Origin of the sequence: Sphingomonas sp. (genome assembly GCF_013812825.1) — a bacterium.
GTDB lineage: Bacteria > Pseudomonadota > Alphaproteobacteria > Sphingomonadales > Sphingomonadaceae > Sphingomicrobium.
Map to the genome: position 1 here is coordinate 19,986 of NZ_JACCSU010000076.1, position 21,135 is coordinate 41,120.

Sequence of the window (21,135 nt, forward strand, 5' to 3'; positions counted from 1 at the left end):
GATGCGTTGAACCAGCTCTCGAGCAGCGAGTTTTTCCAGGGCACCCGGAGTTCAGGCAATCAATTAGTGTGAGAGGCCCGTGAGCCGTACGAAAGATCTGCATGTCGACCTGATGAACCTCGAACAGGACTGGCTGGATTTCCTTGAGGACTGATGACCTACTGATGTCTCTGGCTCGCTAATTCCTCTGCGCGGGCTGCGCGTGTTTGGCCGATGGTGAAGGGAGGCCCCGAACCGTCGTTAGACGTGACATCACTCATCATTAGATGTCGGAACAGGCGCACCTACTTCAGCTGGTCTTTACTAGCGCGGCCTTAAGGCGTGCCTGCAAATCCGGACCCACGCGTTTGAATCCTAATAACTTTGCTGCCGTCCGGATCAATTCTGCGTCATCTCCGCCTGCGTTGTCCTCACGAGCGATCCGCAGCGCCTCGCGGATCTCAAGCATTGAGATGGATGACGCTTTTAGCGTTGCGCCACTCTCCTTGGATCGATCGCGCACTGGCGGGGCCGCGGCTTGCCCATCAGTGAAATAGAAATTCTCTTCCGATCGAAGGTGGCTAGCGCGCATCATTGCGGACGAAAGCGCTCGTGCAGTCGCGCCAATAATGCGCGAGCCCGCCTTCTCCTTCCCGAAGCTGGAAGCGATCCGCCGCCCGACTTCTTCTAAATGGATAGGACCTTCAGCTTCTACAATTTCCAGGGCGAGCTGAGACAGGAGCCACGGATGCGCTTCATGTGGTTCACCGTATTTCCGGGCACATTGCGCTCGTTGATAGAACGGCATCTGGCGGGCCACGATTTCGGGAACCTCGATGATGGCAGGAGCAAATGTTACTTCCGCGCTTCCATGTTGGGGCAGGTTGGCGCCGGTCAATCGGATCCCGGCGTCGTTTGCTTCGTGAGCAGCAGTCAATGCAATTCTAAGGCGTTCGATTTCCTGCGCGCGCTGGTAAAACCAATCCGTGCTCCAGATGCGATGGAACTGCCATCCAAGATGCTCCAAAACATCCTGGCGGAGTCGATCCCTTTCCCGTGCCCAAAGGGCACTGTGGTAAGTCGAGCCATCGCACTCCACCGCCAGTATATAACGGCCAGGGCGATCAGGGTGACGGACGCCGAGATCAACACGAAAGCCTGCTGAGCCGACCTGTGCATCGGCCAAATAACCGAAGCTTCGGATTACATCTGCGACATCCTCTTCAAACGGAGTGTCCGCATCCAATCCAGTCAGTGATTGCTCATGGATGTAGCCACTCTTGGCGAATTCCAGGAAGCGCTTAAGGATGCGAGGACCCTCACCACTGGTTCGACTGAGATCAATGTCGCCGGGCTCGAAGGAGGTAAAGATTTCGCATCGCGCGCGCGCTCGCGTGAACAGAACGTTGAGACGGCGTTCGCCCCCTTCGCTGTTCACGGGTCCAAACGTCATGCTGGTGAGCTTGCCGCCGGGCACTGCCGGCCCATAGCCTACACTAATTAGAATGACGTCGCGTTCGTCGCCCTGGACGTTCTCAATGTTCTTGACGAACACATCCTCTGATTGGCCCTCACGCAGGAACCCATCCAGGACCGGGTCTGAACGTCGCGCTAGCTCAAGCAGCTCAGTGATGAGATTGCGCTGCGCAAAGGAGAATGTAACGATGCCCAGAGATAGGGTGGGGTTCTCTCGTGCGTGCTCGGCGACCCGCGCAACGATTGCTTCGCCTTCCTTGCGATTGTCCCGCTTCCCGCCCTTGTCATAGACTCCATCGACCCGATTAAAGCAGAGCCCGTAAGCCGGATCCCGTTGCAGGGGTGAGGGCGGCAGGATCAGTCCGCTTTCGTAGAATTCTCTGTTGGACACCTCGATCAGCGACGGATCCCGTGAGCGGTAGTGCCAACTCAACATTCGCGAGCCAAGCCCACGAGCCTCGCAAAGCGTCAGAACGCTTTCGAGCGCCCCAAGCTTTGCGGCTCCTCCAAGCAGATCCTCGTCATTTTCACGTGAAGGAGTTTCTGCCTCCTCCTCTTCGCTGATCAACCGATCGAAGAAGGACGAAGGCGGCAATTGCTTCTTGTCGCCGACCACAACAATTTGACCTACCCGCGCAATCGCCCCCAAAGCATCCTCCGGGCGCACCTGGGACGCTTCATCAATGACAAGCAGATCAAACGTCAAAGTGCCGGGCGGCAAAAACTGAGCAACCGAGATCGGGCTCATCAGCAGAACCGGCTTGATCCGCTGAATTGCATTACCTGCGCGCTCAAACAATCGGCGAAGGGCGATGTGACCTCGCTTCTTTCCGATCTCACCGCGGATGACCCTCATTTCGCCCATTGCGCCTTGTGGTACCTGGGCCAGATGGCCGGCTAGAACTTCGGTGACGTTCTCCGACAAGCGCTCTCGTTCTAACGCGGCAAAGTTAGCGACAAGGTCATGCCGCTTTTCGAGTGCGAGGTTGCGAAGCGGTTCCGACTGGGCGATGGCCAGGCGCCAAAGAGCCTCTGCCCGCGCGAATCTAAATTCCGTGATGGCAGCATCAGCGGTGAGTTCGCCGGCATCAATTCGCTCGGTGAGTGCGCTCAGTTTTTGCCCAGCAAGTCTCGAGCGCAGTCGCGAAACCTTGGCCCAAAGACCGTAGCGCTCCGTCGTGTCGCTCATCAGCTTGAGACGCGTTGCGATCGCGGGCAGCGGGATATCCTCGACGGTGGTGCCGCCTAACGCAATCGGGTTAAACTGAAGTTGGTCAAATCCACGAGTTACCGCCGTGATCGCGGCTTGCTCGACACTGGCAATTTGTTGCCGCAGGTCGGACAAACGCCCTGGCTCTTTCGCCAAACCCAAGCTGGCAACACTATCGTGAGACAACGCGGAATCCGAAAGCCGCTGGCACCAGCGCGCGATGGTCAGGAGCCCTGCAAAGTCGGTTTGTTCGCCCCGCCACTCGTCATCAAGGCATCGGCTGAGATACTCCTGGTCATGGTCCCAGGCGCGCTTCCGTGCACCGACGTCGAGAATCTGGTCGACGAGTTCGATGCGATCGGGGGCCGTTTTTGGGAGCGCTCGCTTTAGAAGTCCCGCGAGCTCTCTCGACGCTCCTCGATATGCACGTCCCCACCGAGCGAAAAAAGATTCTGCGCCAGCCGCCAAGGGTCCGCGCAGCCGAGCAACAGGCGTTTCAAAAGCGTGATCGACAAAGGTTTCCACTCGCTCGTCCCGAATCTCCTTCCAGGCTCCTCCGGCTTCAAGTCCCTCGCAGAGCCGATCGAAGTCAGCCACTCCGAGCATGGACACTGCAATGCCTGCAGAATTGCCGGGAAGCTCCCCAAGGCGCCCAAGGTGATCGCGAAGAGCTGGCAAGCTTCCAAATGTCTCGGGGAAATCGAGCTTCAGCTCGACCTTCAGATCCCGGACCAGCGCTAAAAGCTCCTCCACGATCGCACTCGCACCACTTAGCTCGGGCTGGAGACGTGAAAGTTCGACCGGCTGGATGTCGAGGTTCTGCACACCCTCGAACGGATGCGGGCTCCCACCCATCTCGGCCACGAAATCGACATATTGACGAATATCATCCGCGATGGCGGCCTCGTCCTCGCGCGAAATGGAGATAAATGAAGTGCCGTCGAGAGTTGGTGGCGGCGCACCCATGCCCAGGAATCGGGATTGTCGACCCAGCACCGAAAAGCCCGACTCGCCGGTGTCACCAATCGGGCGATGCAATTCCTCAGCCAGCTGGTTGAGGCGATCCCGAGCTTCCCGGAGCGCCGTCGGCGGGCCAGGAACCCCGGGCACTGCTAACCCCGCGTTGAGCGTATATGCCAGCTCGGCAAGCACGGATTTTTTGTTAGCGCTGCGCGAGTGTAACTCCAGACAAACGTCGCGGAGACCAACTTTCACCAGCCGATCGTGGACGACCGATAGAGCCGCCATTTTCTCCGCAACGAAGAGGACGCGCTTTCCATCTTTGACGGCCGCAGCAATGATGTTTGTGATCGTTTGCGACTTGCCAGTTCCAGGCGGTCCCTGGACGACAAGATTCCGGCCCGATCGAACCTCCTCGATGACTTTCGCCTGTGAGGCGTCAGCGTCGACGACGTGAAACAGCCTCTCTGGTGGGAGTACCTCATCCAGACGGTCATCAGGCCCAAACATCGGAGTGTCATTGTCGAAACCCTCATAGAGCAGGCCGCGAGTGAGTTCGTGATCCGTGAGGGCGTCCTCTGGCCAGGAGCGTGCGTCGAGATCTCGGTACATCAGCAATTTGCTGAAGCTGAAAAACCCTAACTGAATGCCGTCTCTATCGATCGTCCAGCGGTCCCTTTGCTCAATCAAGTCCTGGACTTGGTCAAAGTATCTCGTGGGGCACCAATCCTCAGCTACTTCGATGTCCGGGAGGTTGATCCCGAAGTCCGATTTGAGCCGCTGCTGTAAGGGTAAGTTAGTCGGAAAGTCCTCTTCGCGAAGGCGCAGGTCGAAAGTGGATGTCCTGGCATTCCTCACAAGCTCGACCGGCAGGAGAACCAAGGGCGCCTCCCGCGGGACGCTTGCAGTCTTGTCCTCGAACCACGTGAGGAATCCCAGGGCGAGATAAAGGATGTTGACGCCGCTTTCCTCCTCAGCTGTCTGCGCTTCGCGGTGCAGCTTCAGAAGCTTCTTTTGCAGGGAATCAGGGCCGAGCCGGCTTTCGAGATAGTTGTCCGTGTATCGCTCGTCGCCAATCGACTTATCGTCGGTATCGGCGAGCACGATTTCATCTGGGCTTTCGGTCTTGTCGCGTCCCAGCGCCTTGAAGCGCAGCGCTTTGCCGGCGGACAATAGTTTGAATACTTCGTCTGACCGTTCGTTGACGATATTGAGGACGTTACCACGACTGCTGGCGCGGTTGACGTGCACCAGTCGGTTTCGCGTTCCGGTTTCGACCAAGCGCCTTCGGACATCGGCAAACATCTTGAGAGCGGAATTTTCGGGCGAGCTGCTGCCAGGCGCGTCGTCGAGGATAGTGTCAGTCACGGGGACCTACTCCGTCGGCGCGTTGGCGATTGGAGGAGGTTCAACCTTTGCTTGTTTGCGAGATATTGTTGAGACAGCTTTCTTGACCGTGACCTTGGCCGCCTTCGAAGCATCACCGTCGAGCGCGTCGCGTTTGATCACGAGGTTCAAGAGCATCGAATGAAGTTCCTCGTTAGAGGTCTTCATATTGAAAAGGCGCTTGAACTCCCGCCGGAGTGTTGAAAGCAATGCGTCGCTCTGCAACAGTTCTGCGACCACGAATCGGTTCAGGATCTGGGACTGGCGATGATACTGCTTAAGAACATCGGTTGAGACGTTCTCACGGCACAACATGAAAAGTTTTGCCATGTCATCATTTGCGCGGGACGAGAGTTCCCCAACCTCAAAGCAGCAGACCTCGTCCCAGTCGATCGGTTGAGCAAACCTTATCCGATAGACTTTCCAAGTGATCGCATTGGTGAGCAGGATCCACTCAATGCCGTGATGAGCACCATAGTTGACCGCTTGCCGCAGGTGGTTGTCATTCAAACTCGTCCCGGCCGACTTTACTTCTGCCAGATAGTGAACCTTCTCTCCGACCCGGATCGCAAGGTCGCAAAAGGTACCGCGAATCTGCTGCTCGCTCGTGAGCTCCGTGTATTTGTCATATCCAAAGATATCCGAAAGCATGTCCTTCACGACGGTGACGGTGTCCGCCTCGGAGATGTCCCGCTCCTTTAGTTTGCGGACGATTGGCTGGTACCGTCGCAGCCCTGCGACCAGTCGGTCTTGCACCTTCTTCGGGATCCACACGCTACTCTCTCCTGATTTGTCGCACTTGCCAAGCGGAAACGGGGCAGAGCTATCAATTCATTCGCAGCCGACTCCGTCGCCGTCGCGATCCAGGTGCCGGCCGTAACCTGGATCCCCCACACGGACCGGCGCGGCCCCGGCAGCACGAGCTTGCGAGCAGTTTGCAAATTCACGCTGTGAGCGTGACGAAACGGCGCGAAGCGCACGTGACGGCGGTGCCGATGGATCTCGGTGGCAATGATACCCGCGTGTCTTCCGGTTGTTGTGACAGCCCTCGGAGTTGAGCCCGCCGGGATGAGCCAGGGTAGGCACAGCCACGAATGCGGCGCCAAGCAATGACATTAGCAACGCAACAAGGCTCGGCAGTCGCATGACTGCACCCTCCCCTGTTTTACCGAGCTGTCACAGAAAAGGACTTAACTCATTGGGAGTCAAGCGGATGGCCCGCCGACGTGCCTTACGGTGACACGGCGTCACCTGTGATTAGTTAGGGTTGCAAGAGATCCAGGTGGCTGACACCGAGGGCGACGGCCAATTCATGGACTGTGACAATTGTGGGGTTTCGGCGACCCTGTTCGAGCCCGCTGATGTACTGCTGGCTCAGCCCTGAAATCTCAGCCAGGCGTTCCTGCGTCAGCCCTTTCTCTTTGCGCAGCTTGGCTGCATTCCGCCCCACCAGTTTGCGCATGTCCATGCGCCTTTCACTGGCAATCGCAGCCAAGCGAGTTTATCAACTATAATATGTATAAGTCCTACAGCTGGGTGATCTTCCCTGCAGCCGTTCTGCTCACCGCCTGCGACAAGCCTTCTGACAAGGCAAAGCGGGAATACCGGATGATGGTGAAAGGCGGAGCCTCGCTTGAGGACCAGTGCAGGAAAAAGCGGGAAATCGCCGCCGCCTATTTGGCCGAGGAAAATGAAGAGGAGTATCCCATGGCCAAGCTAGAGGCGGATGTACGATGCCATGAATCGGCACTCCAGCGAATGGGGGAGTGAAGGCTTCTGGTAAAAAATCCTCCGCAGCAAAACGAGCGCTCAGAACGTGCATCGATCCGCCCGCGGTACCCAGTCCGCTAAAGGGCAGAGTTGAGCCAGTGAGTTCCACATAACATCCACTGTCGCGGTTCAGCTCCACTGCCGTCTGAGCAGCGCGACAAGATCCTCGGCCATCCTCTCGCGATCGAACGAAAGCGCGGCCCTCGCTCGATCTGGGGGCTGAAAGTGGACTGGCTCCCGGTCGCCCTGGTGGAACATCGACATGGTCATGGAATTAGGGCTCGCCGCGTCCTCGGCGCGGGTACGCCAACCCATTGCCCCGTTCGAGGAGATCCCCGCCGCGACCACAATGCGTGACAGTCGCTCAGTCTCGTCGATCTTCGCCAGGATCTGTGCCGATTGGGTGAGCGCACGGCCAAGCGCGTCAGCGACGTTCTCCTCGATTAGAGCTCCCACCATGCCCGTGCCGGATGCGATTGGCACACTGACGCGGACCGAGCCCCGCTCATCGACCACAATTGTCGCGCCTGTTTCCTGGCTCAGTTTGAGCGTCCCACCCGCCAAGTTGCTCTCGGACCCATGCGCGGGGTCAAACAAGGCACTGTCGCCGTAGGTTGCTTCTCTCAACAATCCGCGCGCAAAGTCAGGCCGCTCGATTTCCACCGGCCGCAGGATCGTCTGAGCCGGTCCGCCGACAACGGCGAGATGCAGAAGGGGTCCGCCGCGTCGGATGATATTGTGGTTCTCCGTGGGTATCAGTTCCAAGGCACGGGCGAGCATCTCTCCGGCATCCACTGGCGCCGCCGCGGCCGAGAGCTCAAACCGGTGGATTGCCCGCGTGATTGCGTCCCGAAGCTCCTCCGCGGTCCGGAAATCCCCTCCGAACAGGCCTCCGGACCAGTCCTTTACCTCGCGTACAAACTCCTCCTGCGCGCGTTCTTGCTCAACGCCTTCCTGGACAAATGCGATCACCGGTCGGTGATCCTTCGCCTCCCGATACTCTTCATGTGTGGCGGAGAGGCCCGAGACGGGTTGGACTCTGCCATACCGGGCTCCCAGTATCAGAACGACCATGTCTGCGTGTCTCACGCCTTCCAGGCAGGCAACTCGTGGGGAAGACACGCCCGCTGGGAACGTCTCGGCGGTGACTGGCTCGTGTCCGAGCGATCTTACGGCAGCAACGGCCGCGGCGCGAAAGTCCTCGAAACCTCGGACGAGGGAACTGATGAAAATCTTCATCCCAAGAAGATCGTCTCTCTTTAGGCCGGATCAAGGTTCCCCGAAGCTAGAGGCAACAAAAGAGAGGGTAGCCGCCCGGGGGTGGGGGCGCGCCGAATGAAGGCAGACTGCCAAACACTTGTGCCGTCGCGGCAGATTGAACTCCGCTCCTCGCACTGCCTGGCGAGCTTAATAATTGCTTGAGCCGCTGTGGGCCGGAGTTTATCTTGCGGCGGCTCGGCCCAGTTCATGGAGCTAATCCATGCGCCGCAGCGCGACTTCTCGCTCTACCCGCAGCAGCAGCGCTGGGCGCCGGATCCTTTATCATGTGCCGAGGAGGTTAGGATGCCAGAGATGGTGGGATATCGCTGCAAGAACTGCGGCGAAGGATTTGTAATCGAGGTACTCACCAAGGATGAGGTGAAGGACCGTCGGAAGGCGGGACTGCCCACCTCGTCGATTACATGCCCCAAATGCGGCAGCGACCAAGTGAAAAGGGCTAAGTAGACGCAGGACCGAACTTGAATTCACATAACATCCGGTCACGGCCGTTCGTGTGAAGCGGTGGATTTAATGTCCGCTCAGCGGCCGAGGAGCCGCCGAGGTCCACCTAGGGCGCCTAGCGATTAACAACGAGTTGCTGTCGCCTGATGGGGTGCGACTCGGTCAGACGTGCGGGAGCGCATCTTGGTGGACAGCCAATGCTTGAATGTCGAAGAAACCGTGAACCGAGCTGAGGCCGGTTGCTCCGGACGCTGGCCATGCGGAAGCGGCCGCCGCCGCGCTCGCGAGCGCAGTCAGCGCGAAATTTGTGCCTTCGCCGGCTCCCAACGCACTAATCAAGGCCTCAAGGTCAGGACCGTCACCGCCGCCGTGTAATGAATCGGTGATGGCCTTTGCGACGAACCCGACGGACTGATGACCTTCGGGCGCCGGCTCGCGTGCCGAGCCGACAGCCTGGAGCTGCTCGGCCGATGGCATCATGACACCGGTCGCGGGCGTGGCCGATTGCTCGAGCGGAGTTGGCGCATCCGTGCCTGCGAGCAGCTCGGTCGATCGGCTGGGACCGGTGGCCTCGTTGCCGGTCAGCTCGTGCTCATACGCGAATGACAGCGCCTCCGTGATCTCGCCGCGGTCGGTGAATCTCACCGCTCCATAATGATCAGCCACTTCCTGCAGCAAGTGGCCGCTGTTCACGCTGCCGCTGCCAGCAGCTTGAGCCGAGGTGATCGTGCCGCCCTCCGCAGCCGCCGAACCAAGGATGTGTGATAAGACTGGCGCGGTGACATGGCCTTGGGCGGCGGGGGGGATCGAGACTAGCCCCGCTGCGGTAACCGCGGCCAGCGCCACGCTACTGCTGTTGGTGGCCATGTTCGCACGCCACTGCGCCGCAGATGCCAAGACGGTCTTGAATACCGCGTCAGCGAGCTCGCTTGTTGAACCGTCGGCGCGAGTGAAGCTGCCGATTCCAAAGACCTCGCCTCTGGACGCCGAATAGGAGACCGCGTCGGACATCTGCCACGTTCTTGCGATGCTGAGAGAGGCGAAAGAGCTCTCCTCTTCTATGGCTTCGCGAGCGTATTCGGTCGTCAACAAACCCGGAGGGCCCGCTGGATCATTCTCCAAATTGTCGCTGTCGGCTTCGACAGATGTGGGATTGGCACTCGGTTCGCCGTTGGGAGTAAATGTCAGCATCGCATCAGCAAATGCCATCGATGAACCATCGCTGCGGGTCCAATTGCCAAGGCTCAGGACCGCAACACCGTCAATTTCTGCTGTTCCATCGTGAGCGACGCCGGTCAGCCCGAGGGAGGTCAAGCCTATTTGACTCAATCCCAAGATTTCTCCCTGCTCGACATGTCCGTTCCCGTTGGAATCGCGCCAGACCTTGAAATCCGTGAAGCGCGCATCGTCGGCCGAGAGAACGCCGTCATTATTGCTGTCGAATGCCTTCAGGCCGTCGAGATCCGACGCAGCTCCCGGAACATCGGCGACAAAGCTGATCTCCCCGACATCGGTCAGCGTGCCATTTCCATCGCGATCGAGAAATAGGAAACCATCAGTCGAGCTGATCCAGCTCGTGTCATCGCGCCGCCCGTCGCCATCCATGTCGAATTTCGCACGGCTGACGGATGCGGTGACGGTGTCAACGCCGTCACCCTTAAGGTCGAGAATGATGGGCGAGACGATGCCCATCGACTGGTCCTTGAACTGGACAGTTTCAATGCCCACCAAGGTGTCCGTGCCGTCATTTCCATCGCCAGACGCGTCGTTATCGACGAGCTGCACTTGGCCGTTGACCGTTTGAAGGGTGTATGTCGCTTTAAGACCAGCGACTTTGGCAATATCTGTTCCGCTGCCGCCGCTAATTGTATCATCGCCCGCGCCACCAGTGATGGTGTTCGCCGCAGTTGAGCCTGTCAGCGTATCCGCAAATGCGCTGCCGATCAGCTGTTCAATCGAAACGTACCGATCGATTCCAGCACCGATCGTATTCTGCGATGTCGTAATGCTCAGATTAGCCGTGACGCCCGCGGAAGCGCCAGCGTAACTCGCAATGTCGGTCCCATCGCCACCGTCAAGCACATCGTCGCCATCGCCACCAATTAACGTGTCATTACCAGCGTTTGCGAACATTGTGTCGTTGCCGGCACCGCCGTCGATGCTCTCACCGTCGTAGCTGCCGTAGAATGTGTCGTTGCCGGCGTTGATGGCGATCGACATCTGCACCAGCTGCGCGTGTGTCCACACCGTGCCGTCGGCAAACTGCACCTGCTCGATTCGATGGTCGCCGGAGATCATGGTATCGTCAATCGTGATCTGATCGGTCGTCCCGGCGATCGTCAGCACCAGGTCCGCACCGTTGCCGGCCTGGGTGACGGTTACATCGGCCGGCGCAATGCCGGCCGCAAACACAATCGCGTCGCTACCCTGCTTGCCGCTATAGAAATTTACATATTCCCGGACGATGTCCTGACCATCGCCTCGCGCAAAGATGTAGGTGTCGTTGCCACCCCCACCGCTGAGTGTGTCATTGCCGGTACCGCCGATGAGGACGTCGTTGCCATATTGGCCATCAACGGTATCGTCGCCTTGGCCGCCAATCAGCGCATCGTGACCATTCCCACCATTAAGCGTGTCATTGCCGTTCCCGCCATCGAGAGAATCGTCACCATCGAGGCCTGAAAGAGTGTCATTCCCATCAAGCCCGATAAGACGCTCGCTCGCCCAGCTGCCGCTGATCATGTCGGCGCCTGGCGTCGCCAAAGTGGCGAGATATCGACTGGCGATGTCTCCGCTACTGAGTCCGGGCTCGCCGACAAAATGCAGATGCTCGATTGCACCGGCGGACGAGCTCCACTGGGTGGTCAGGACGATTCCCTGCGCTGGATCACCAAAGTGCAGCAGGAGGTCGTTCGTGCCCGCGGGCCGAGTAACGCGCAAATCTGCGCTGTTTAGCTCACTTGAAAAATAGATCGTGTCGTCGGCGCCACTGGCATCGGTGATCCGATCGAGTCCGTCGCCGCTCGCGTATACATAGAAGTCGCTTCCGGAGCCGCCCTTGAGGAGATCGTTGCCGGTGCCGCCGATCAGTCGATCGGTACCATCATTGCCCCGAAGCTCGTCGTTGCCCTCATGGCCATAAAGCATTTGATCAGTCGTGGGCCCGCTTTCCAGTCCCAGGGACCACGAATTCCATGTCGGAGGCTTTTCGTATGTGGTAACCGTGAAGTCGAGCAGATCGTCTCCAGCCGTGCCTTCGTGCACGCTGTATCCGCCGACCAGCCACTCCCATCCCGTGACGTTGAGTACGTAGTCGGGGCCAAACCCCGTAAGCTGGCCGATTGCGAAGATGAGCGTTCCTTGGTCCTCAAACCAGTCATTCCAAGGAATCTGTGGCCCAAACGGGTCGTCCGTATCATCGCTCCCCATGCTGAAAGCGCCACTTCCGCCACCACCCCCTCCTCCGACTCCTGGATAGATGATGAACGGCGGTTGGTCGGCGATGAACGCGGCGACGAAAGCGTCGAAGTCGCCTGTGAGTTGGCCTGTGGACGCGTGGAACGTGAGCCCTGTGAATCCGTCAAGGTAGTCATATGCCGGGGCCGCAGTCATCGAATGATTCACAGCGAGTTCGGTCATCGTCGCAATGGTTTCGAAAAGAGTTGGAGAGGTTGAATCCAGCGTGCTGAGATCATTAAGCAAATGAACGAACGGCACGAGTTCCGGGAGCTCCGCCGCCTGGAAAAGGAACTGAGTTCCGAAACTCTGGACCAGCTGAGGCCATACCTGCTCTTCCAGTCGCTCCAGTTGATGTTGATTAAGATCCTCGAACGGCCGGCCTAGGAAGGCTGCCACAAGTTGAACGAAGTGCGTTGGATCACCGGGGCCGACTGGAAGCGAAGCGTCGATACCAGCCCATCGATAAAGCACGTCAAGAAAGCCGCCGTCACGGAATTCGGCGAACGTACTGAAGTCATGGTTGTCATACACAAGGTTGTGCACCATCTCTTTAAGTACCGGGTCGAAGAACATAGCAGTCCGGAGATCCGGTAAGCCGAGTAGGCCCGGCAGATTTGGTAGCAATCCGAGGCCGCTCATGTCGGCGCCTGCGGGTATGGTCGGCCGAGACTCTTCGAGCGCGAAATTGACGCTGGCCAGGCCCCGTGCGGTGCCGTCGGTGCGGACATACGTGCCGGTGCGAGCAACGATGTTGCCGGACACGTCCTGATCCACTTGGCTGAAGCCGAGGTTGAGCCTCGCGATCCCTGCTTCTGCTAACGTCTGGAGCTCGTCGGGACTCGACTGGCCGTCGGAGTTCAAGTCCCTCCAAACTCGCAACTGAGCGAAGGTCGCGTCATTCGCGTCAATTCGGCCGTCATTATTGGCGTCGAGCGTCTTCAGCTCATCGAAGCCGTCGACGTTGGCGCTTCCGAATAGTTCGGCGACGCCATCGACCGCACCATTCCCGTTGACGTCGTGTACCAAAAGCCCGTCCTGCGGGCTCACCCAGCCAGTGCGCTCGGCCACCCCGTCGCCATCCAGGTCAAACATGGTCGTACTTTGCGCAAGCGCTGTGAGTTCAACTCCGTCCCCGTCGAGGTCGAGAACGATCGGGTCCGACAGGATGTCGCCCAATAGATCAAAGAGATCATTCAACCAATCAGGGAGGTTCTCACGTTGGTCGGCGATGAAGCGGGAGAGATCGTCGAACAGATCCTCCAACTTTTCCGAAATGTAGTTCGGCGGCGTCTCTGGAAGCCCGTTCGGATCCCAGGTTGGCCCACGCCAATCAGGAATCGTCGGCGGGGTAGCATTCGGATCGACGACCAACTTCCCGCTATCAAGGGCGTCGAGTACGAGCGCTTCAACGGCGCTAGGGTCCAGATTGTTTAACTCGATATACTCTGCAATTCGACGACCCACCTCGTTGTTGTAAAGGTCCTTATTTATGTCGCTATTCGGGTCGAAGAGTCCCGGCATTTCCTTCAGAGCACCAAGCAGCGTGGCTACTGTATCGCCACCCGAGAGCGCCAAATGCGCGCTGTTGTAGGCGTGTGCGATCGCATTAGTCTCGTTTGTGTTGGCGCCATGCGCCGCGGCTATAGCCTCAGCCTCAGCTGCAAGATCGGCCACAATCTGACTATAAAGCTGCTTCAATTGATCTGGATTACTGATGACATAGCTCACTATTGTCCCAGTCATAGCTCTTCCTCCAGTGACGCAAGTGGAACACTGATCTTGCTTTTTTCCCGCTTTGCGACCAGTCTATTAGTTTTATGGCACTTCCAGCTATGGCGAGTCAGATCTAGGTCGTTCAAAACTATGTATCCCACGTGAGCAGTGGCGCCTTTGGTACCTACAAGCGCCATTCTCATCTCGGGCACAAGGTGTCCGGCCCGTCCCCTATACTCACGGACAACCGGTAATTCGGATTCTATTTTTGAATGGTCTTGATATTCTGGGACTATGCAGAGATAGTCGAATGAGCGCACCGCTGGGATCGCAAATAAGCGCATTTCTTGTGAGTTGCTCTTGGCCCACGAATTGATTGCGGGAACGAGCTGGCTCTGCAGGAACTTGGATTCAGGGCTCGGATTTTGTGGCTGCGGCGTGCAGGCCGCGAGCATGATAAGGGCAAGGGGCAGGCCTTTCGCCGCGGCGCAGCGTCGGCTTGCCGTAGGTCGCGCAGTTTCATTCACGCGCAGCTCCTCGTTCGCCCGCGCACATGCGCCAGCGTTCCATTGCGGACTTCGCCGCAACGGCCGAGCACCCGTTGCTTTGAGTTTCCCCTCGGCTGTGAGGCTGATCGAATCAGGGTCTGAGGTCAATAGCCTTTTCGGCATTTGGTTTGAAACGGGGAGAAACTAGTGCGCCCCTTGGAGACTTCATACTGAAGCGAAACGCCTTTTAGAGCTCTGAGGATTCAACTTCCATTTGACATAACATCCGAACCCGAGCGGCTCCGGCGCTCCACCGTGCGCTTCTTGACTCCGAGGCCGCTCGGCAGCAAATCTCATTTGCTCGGCAACAATTAGAGGTGACGCCATGCGTCTACTCCGCCGACCTCCCACGCTAGCCGCAATTCTTGTCGGTGCCCCCAGTGGAGATGCTTGTGTTCCCTAAGATTGCAGGGCCAGCTCTGCTGGTTATGGCCGTTCTGTCGGCTGGATGCGCCCAGCTTGGGATCAAGTCTATTCCCTGGTGGCAGAGCACGGACGTTCACGATGTCCAGACGATGGATTTCCTGAGGAGAACACCCTCTGTTGATGCGATTCTCGGCGAAGGTCTGTCGCTAAAAGATATGGATGATGACGAGCGGCTTGTAGGTCTTTCCGTTTCCGGCGGCGGTGCTCGCGCTGCAGCGTTCACGTTGGGTGTTTTGACCGGTATTGAGGAACTTGGGAATAACCGCGCCGCGGCGTTGCGGCAGTCCAGCCCGCTCGACAAACTCGACTTCATCTCGTCCAACTCCGGGGGCAGCTGGGCTGTCGCCGCTTACGTTGTCGACCGCGCCAAGAGAAAAGATCGATACTATAGTGTTCGCGAAGCCGTGAGTGAGCGGCTCGGGCTTGCTTTTGTGAAAATGAGCCGGGGCCGGGTTCCCTGTTGGAGTCGCGCAATGCGCGAGCACCTGTTTGGAAGAAGCACGTTTCGCAACGTGTATTCTGCTTCAAATCCGGTGCCTCTCCCACGGGTGTATCTCAATGCGGCGCTGATGCCGGCGCACTCGCCCTTCGTCTTCACCGACGCATTCCTCAGTTATTATCAAGTGAAGCACTTCGGTGCCTGCTGGAACGACTGGACGCCTCCTGTGAATCGCATTGCCGATGTGCCAATCGCGTTCGCAGCATCAGCGAGCGGGACGGTACCGGGATTCTACACTGCTTTTGCAACCACGGGTCTTTGCAAAGAGGATTCGCACCTGCGCGAGAGTTCATTTTGTCATGCGACTCAAAAGGGTGGACCGCGGTCGTTTCTAAGAATCTCAGATGGTGGTCTTTACGACAACATTGCCTACAAGACCGCCTACGAGGTGATGCTGAGCGAGAGGGGGCGCTCCCCAGGCATCAGGAAGTCGATGATACTTGTGAACTCTGGCACCTCTGCCGACTTGCAGACGGTAAGCGAGAAGGATCTGCGCAAAAGCTTTCTCGCCACGACCGCAATGAACGGTGTTTTTGCCGTTCAGGATTCAACATTTCAGCGGCTTTATAGCAGGATGTTCGAGTCCGTCGGAGTGGACAAGACTGTTTTGCTAGATTTCTACAGCTTGGCCAAGTTTCCCACTGGTAAGGACGCCTTACTTGACGGTCTGGATGAGCTCGCTTTCTTCGCGGCTCACAACGTCGACTGTTATGTGGGAGACACGCTCCAGCGGTCCGGAGGAAAGGCTTTGCCAGCCGTTGTTCCGAGCGCACGCCAGAGCTTTCATCACTTGAAACAGCGGGGCGGCGACTGCGCCTCGGAGAATTTCTATCGCGTCGGAAACCTCTCGAAAACGACCTTTCTCGCTGATCACGAGCTCTTCACGATCATGTGGCAGCTCGGCCAGCTCGCAGTTCGTATGAATGAACGAGAGGTACGAGCGGCGACTGCAACGTGACTTCTTGGTGAGCGGCCCCTCTGTGGGCGCTATTCGGAGCGGAAACGAGTCGAACCATCGCTTCACATGAAGTCTGCCCTCGCCGAGGGGGGCTACCAGTAAGTGGCGTGCAAACAGTCCGTGACAGGCGCCGTGATCCGTGTATGGTCCCGGGGTGCCGACGATCCCTTATTCGGGGAGACATCGATGCGTCATCTGTTCCCGCCAATTCTGCCGGCACTCATTTTCGCCGCTCCGGCGATCGCTGCTGACAGCGAGCTCTATACCTTCCACTGCCTGTGGGGATGCCCGGTTGGAGCACCGGCGACCAACGACACGATCGTCCGTGAAATCTACACGCTGTCTTCAAACGATTTTACAAAAATGGCCGACTGGGTCGCCTACCGGATTACGCCACAGACAATCGCCACCTCTCAGGGGGACCGAAATTACCGCATCGACAACTGGCTCGACCCGTCGGAAACCCTCGCTGAGTCCCAGTATGCCGGCGCCCCATCTGCCCTTCGCATCGACCACGGTCACCAGGCGCCGCTCGCCGCCTTCTCCGGCACGCCGCAATGGGACGACACGAATTATAACTCGAACATGACGCCGCAGGCGTCGGCCCTCAATCAGGGACCGTGGCAGCGGCTCGAAGGACGGGAACGCAGTGCTACCCTGCAGACGGGCGGACCAGTCTTCGTTTATACTGGCCCGCTATACGAGCGGCTGATGAAACCAATGCCGGCGGGGCCGACGTATCACCGAGTGCCGTCAGGATACTGGAAGATTGTTGCACTCGGAGATGGCCGGATGAGCGCGTTCGTAATGGACCAGAACACGCCGCGCAACGCCAACCACTGCGACTATCGGGTACCGCTTCTCCACGTGGAGCTGCGAAGCCGCCTGCAGTTTCTGCCGAGGCGCGGGACTGCCGTGCTGTCCAGCATGGATTCGCTGGTCGGCTGCACCACGCCACCTCGGCCCCTTGATCCGCCCTCCGAGATCACAACGCGCTGACAGAATGCGCTGGACCGAGGCGGAATAGCGGGGGGAGTGTAATGAACGAGAAGCTGGTGGAAGAGGAGCAATCGACGACAGCTCCGGCCCAGGAGATACTTCTGGGGCCGTTTCTGGGCTACGTCACATCGTCAACTATCCGGATCTGGTTGCACCTCGAGGGCGGGCCGCCGGAACTTTGGGTTACAGCACATCCTGGAAACCCGTTCGCAGAACCAGTAGCAAGGGAGCCGATCAAGTTTGATGCCGACAGAATGTTCACCGGCTGGACTGATCTCGGAGCGCTCACGCCGGACACCAAATATTTCTATCGCTTCTGGACCAACCCGGCCGCTTCAGTCCCATTTGCAATCACAGGGCTCACTGACGACGATTTGCACTTTTGGACTTTGTCCGAAGATCCGGACGCGCAGATAGATTTCGTAGTCATGAGCTGCCACAACCCGACGGTTGCCGGAAAAGACGGGTTCGACGGCCACGCGATCTGGGCCGACATTCCTCAGATCATTTCCCGTCACAGCAATCGCAACGTCCGTTTCGCCTTGTTGGTGGGCGATCAGGTCTACGCCGACGAATGGCAGAATCGGATTCTACGTGAGCCGGCGGAAGAAGGTCGCCTAAAGCTCTATCTCGAAGCGTATCGTTTGTACTGGAGCAATATCTACTATCGCCGCGTGATGTGCCGTCTGCCGGCTGTGATGATCTGGGATGATCACGACATCACCGATGGTTGGGGGTCTGAAGAAAAGTCGTTTGAGGGAGATTCGCCCACCTTCAAGCCAGAGTGGCAGGGACTGTTTGAGGCTGCTTTCAAAACTTTCTGCATCATGCAAGCCAGCCGGAATCCTCCGCCGCTGGCCGAAAATCCCCGGGACGGCCTGGACTTCGCGTTTCGGGCGGGACGCTGGGGTTTTCTGTTTCTTGACCTGCGAACCAACCGCAATTGGCGCCGAAGTCAGCTGATCACAGAAGAGCAGAGTGGGCGGATTCGAGCATGGGTTGAGGCAAACCGCGAAGCAATGTCGACGCTCTTCGTGATCAGTCCGGTGGTCTTCTCCCACGGTAGTCCGCTGCTGGAGAATTACACGGTCAAGGCCTGGCCCTATGTTATGTGGGTGGTCGATAAAGTTGCCGGTATGACGCGCTGGGGAAAAGGGCTGCAGACGAGGTTCTGGAAGTCAGTTGGAGATATTCGCGACGACATCCGTGATTCCTGGAGCAGCCCGGAGAATGCGTCTCAGGCGGACGCTATGCTCGATTACCTCTTCGGCCTGCAAAATGCGAAGAAAGATCCGGTCGCTGTAGTGGTCATCAGCGGGGATATCCACACGTCCGGCTACGCCAACATTTACTCGTCTGACCCCGCTCATACTAGCCGGCCGACGATCCCGCACATCACCTCGAGTTCGGTTAGCTACACACCTTTCAACTGGTTGCTCGAAGCGATCTACCGGCACTCGAGCAAGACGATCCAACTTGGCAAGAAGGGGTCGTACAGTTCGCAGGTTAGTCATCATTTTACGTCACGAAGTGTCGCAGTTCTGTCCCTTCGTCCGATGAAGATCCCGGGCGACTTCCAGCTCAAGGTCAAATATTATCTTGAGGGATATCCGGAGCCACAGACATTGATCTTCGATCTTGAGCAGACGTCACACCGCGAAGATATTTCCTGGGCCGCCCAGGAGAGGCTTTTCGCGCGCGAGTATGCGCCAACGACTTCGGTCAATGTTGATGCGCTCCTGCGCGAAAAAGCCAGTGCGGCGCCGAAGGATCTCAACTGGCAGGAATCCATTGTCGATCTGATGAAGCTGTTCGGACTGGACAGCGGCTTGGACGCACGAAAACGGCTGGCGCGCGCATGGGGTTACGAAGGAAAACTCGAGGGCTCCGAAAGAATGAACCTTTTCCTTCACCGTGAGATTATCAGACGCTTCATTGCAGCCGGCGGCAGCGTACCCGGCGGTCTCGACGCGTTGCCCACCGCTGACAGTCCTTCGGCCGCAACCGCCAACGCATCAGAGGCCGAACCGGAAACTTAGGCTGGTCGCTGGCAACCAATTGCCCGGTTACGATACGTGGGTCTAACGAAAGGAAACGTCAGGTGGAGCCCCCGCCGGTTAACATACCACTCGTTACCGGTGGCCGCCGGCGCGCCCCACACGTGTTGCATGGCCCCGCTGTCAAACTCCGGGTCGGTTATGGCGTTCTGTTGATCTCAAAACTGGTGCCGACAAACAGATTGATGTTGCACGACTTCTTGAGCTCCAGACCTTCCTCTGTTTCGCCGCGGAACCGGCACGTATATTTTACGCCGCTGTTCAGCTTCCCTTCCGGGTCAGTAAGAAGGAATACCGGGACCTCAATACCTGGACGTTCGGTGTCGAAGGCATAGGTAAAGCGGGGAGCTATCGCGATGGCCGGCAGATACCAATAGCGCCGTAACTGCAGGTTGAGTCCGATGCCGGCTACAAAGCCGGTGGTGGTGTACGGGGCCGCAAGCTTCTGGTCGGTCTTGCATATGTGGAACGTAGCTCCATCGACAGCAGGCGTGCAGATCGTCTTGCCGGAAGTTCCCTCGATGAAGTCCACTTCTCGGCGGTAGGTCAGCGAAGCGGCTGGACCAACCGTCGCCAGCTTCTCATCGTTGTGCATCAACGGCCGGTTAAGCCCGCCGTACAGTTTGACCGAAAACGGCCTGGGATGAATCTCCTCTGCTGGCGGCAGCGTCGTCACGATGACTGCGCCCGTTTTTGGGTCAATGACCGGACGATAGCTCACCTTCTGGAAGGCGTAGCGGGCTTGCACTCCTGCGAAGGCCTCTGGTGTTCCCTTGTAACCCCAAAGCGGCGAGACAATGTCGGTCCAGTATTGATTTGCTCGCTTGGGCTGAGACATCCACTTCACCAGCTCGTCACCTACGCACCTGGAGATCGGATCAGGCGCAAGACGGGGTCGGTCGCCAGGCGCCCCATCGGCGTTGGTCAGAGGGTCGACGAGGCTGTTTGCAAGGACACATTCCTGTCGCGCTTTCGCGAGGCCCCTGTGAACCGCAGCGACAAGCTCCACTTGTGGCACTGCCGGCATGCGACCCCATTCAAACCCTCCGACGATGCCTACGCCCGAAGCGAAGTTGGACTCCGTAAGATCGATCAATGGCGCGTCACCACTTGATCCAGTGCGACCAAACCCACCGACCCAGTAGCGGTTGTAGGTCGCTGCGTAAGCAGTCTCCCGATCGCTGGCTGCGGTCTTCAGTGCTCGCGCCGTACGAGAAAGAACAGCCTCAATCTGCTCACTTCCTTTGGTTCCTGTGAATTGTGCACTGAGGTTAGTGATGGTCTCGTAGTCAGTGGCACGGGTCAGCCCAAGGCAATGGTACACGAAGGCATTGATTCCCGCGTTAGTGCCGGGCTCGTTTGAATAGCTGCTTTCCTTCTTCTGTCGGTCCGCAGCCCCCGTCTGCACCATGTAGTCGCCGATAGACCCTTGCGAGCCGCCCGCATCACAGGCTGGCATCGTTGCTGGACGAGGGACCGGCGCGCGCTTTGTCTCAGCCGCACGAAGCTCCGTAGCTGATTTTGGCGAACTCACCGCCGCCGGTTCAGCGGGCAAACTGCGCTTTAGGATGGCGATCGCATCGTCAGCCTTCTGCAGCGCTTCGGCTGCGGCTGCCCTCGCCTGCTCCGCCTCCGCAATTGCGGCCCGAAGTCGGGTCTCATCAAGCGGTCTACCAGGCGCCTGTGCAGCGACATCCGCAGTCCCAACTAAGGCAACGGCCCCCAAAAACATACTATAGCAATTCATAAATGCCCCGCAGGCAAGCAGCCATTCGCCGACTCATATGAGTCCGACGTTGGTGTTGCGGACGTCTCCGCAACGGCCGAGCATCCGTTGCTTTGATTCCCCTGAAGTACAGAAGCTTATGAAGCGTCAGGACCGAGTCAATACATTTGTTTTGCGAAATGCCAGCAACTCGCGATCAGTGAGAACCAACCAGCGGCCGCCAACTTCAGCGCGGCCCATAGATCAT

General features: G+C 58.2%; 11 protein-coding genes. 4 read left to right on the plus strand and 7 right to left on the minus strand.

The window, feature by feature from the left end:
- Nucleotides 1-289: 289 nt before the first annotated feature.
- The 4 genes from H0T81_RS10470 to H0T81_RS10485 all read right to left on the minus strand — a co-directional run bounded on the left by H0T81_RS10470 (nt 290) and on the right by H0T81_RS10485 (nt 6,479).
- Nucleotides 290-4,993, minus strand: coding sequence for a DUF3320 domain-containing protein (locus tag H0T81_RS10470; protein WP_294012763.1), 4,704 nt, complete (start codon nt 4,991-4,993; stop codon nt 290-292).
- Nucleotides 4,994-4,999: 6 nt separating this feature from the next.
- Complete coding sequence (locus tag H0T81_RS10475; RefSeq protein WP_294012764.1) at nt 5,000-5,785, minus strand: type I restriction enzyme HsdR N-terminal domain-containing protein; 786 nt, start codon at nt 5,783-5,785, stop codon at nt 5,000-5,002.
- 57 nt (nt 5,786-5,842) lie between these two features.
- Nucleotides 5,843-6,157, minus strand: a complete 315-nt coding sequence (locus H0T81_RS10480; protein ID WP_366474246.1) for an excalibur calcium-binding domain-containing protein — start codon at nt 6,155-6,157, stop codon at nt 5,843-5,845.
- Nucleotides 6,158-6,272: 115 nt separating this feature from the next.
- The gene (locus H0T81_RS10485) at nt 6,273-6,479 is read right to left on the minus strand and encodes a helix-turn-helix transcriptional regulator (RefSeq protein WP_294012765.1); all 207 of its coding nucleotides are present in this window, start codon (nt 6,477-6,479) and stop codon (nt 6,273-6,275) included.
- A gap of 47 nt (nt 6,480-6,526) precedes the next feature.
- Between H0T81_RS10485 and H0T81_RS10490 the strand changes: the two genes are divergently transcribed.
- A complete protein-coding gene (locus tag H0T81_RS10490; protein WP_294012766.1) occupies nt 6,527-6,781 on the plus strand; it encodes a hypothetical protein in 255 nt (84 codons plus the stop codon).
- Between the two features lie 129 nt (nt 6,782-6,910).
- On the opposite strand, the gene H0T81_RS10495 is transcribed toward H0T81_RS10490, so the two are convergent.
- Entirely contained in the window at nt 6,911-8,020 is a 1,110-nt protein-coding gene (locus H0T81_RS10495) for a DUF4062 domain-containing protein (RefSeq protein WP_294012768.1), read from the minus strand.
- Nucleotides 8,021-8,665: 645 nt separating this feature from the next.
- On the minus strand, nt 8,666-13,690 hold the full coding sequence (locus tag H0T81_RS10500) for a calcium-binding protein (protein WP_294012770.1): 5,025 nt from the start codon (nt 13,688-13,690) through the stop codon (nt 8,666-8,668).
- A gap of 961 nt (nt 13,691-14,651) precedes the next feature.
- On the opposite strand from H0T81_RS10500, the gene H0T81_RS10505 reads away from it, so the two are divergent.
- The 3 genes from H0T81_RS10505 to H0T81_RS10515 all read left to right on the plus strand — a co-directional run bounded on the left by H0T81_RS10505 (nt 14,652) and on the right by H0T81_RS10515 (nt 19,144).
- On the plus strand, nt 14,652-16,106 hold the full coding sequence (locus tag H0T81_RS10505) for a patatin-like phospholipase family protein (protein WP_294012772.1): 1,455 nt from the start codon (nt 14,652-14,654) through the stop codon (nt 16,104-16,106).
- 186 nt (nt 16,107-16,292) lie between these two features.
- The gene (locus H0T81_RS10510) at nt 16,293-17,105 is read left to right on the plus strand and encodes a DNA/RNA non-specific endonuclease (RefSeq protein ID WP_294012774.1); all 813 of its coding nucleotides are present in this window, start codon (nt 16,293-16,295) and stop codon (nt 17,103-17,105) included.
- Between the two features lie 41 nt (nt 17,106-17,146).
- Nucleotides 17,147-19,144: a DUF3597 family protein gene (locus tag H0T81_RS10515; protein WP_294012776.1), complete on the plus strand. Its 1,998-nt coding sequence runs from the start codon at nt 17,147-17,149 to the stop codon at nt 19,142-19,144.
- Between the two features lie 157 nt (nt 19,145-19,301).
- Here H0T81_RS10515 and H0T81_RS10520 read toward each other — a convergent pair whose 3' ends face one another.
- On the minus strand, nt 19,302-20,888 hold the full coding sequence (locus H0T81_RS10520; RefSeq protein WP_294012779.1) for a hypothetical protein: 1,587 nt from the start codon (nt 20,886-20,888) through the stop codon (nt 19,302-19,304).
- Between the last annotated feature and the right edge of the window lie 247 nt (nt 20,889-21,135).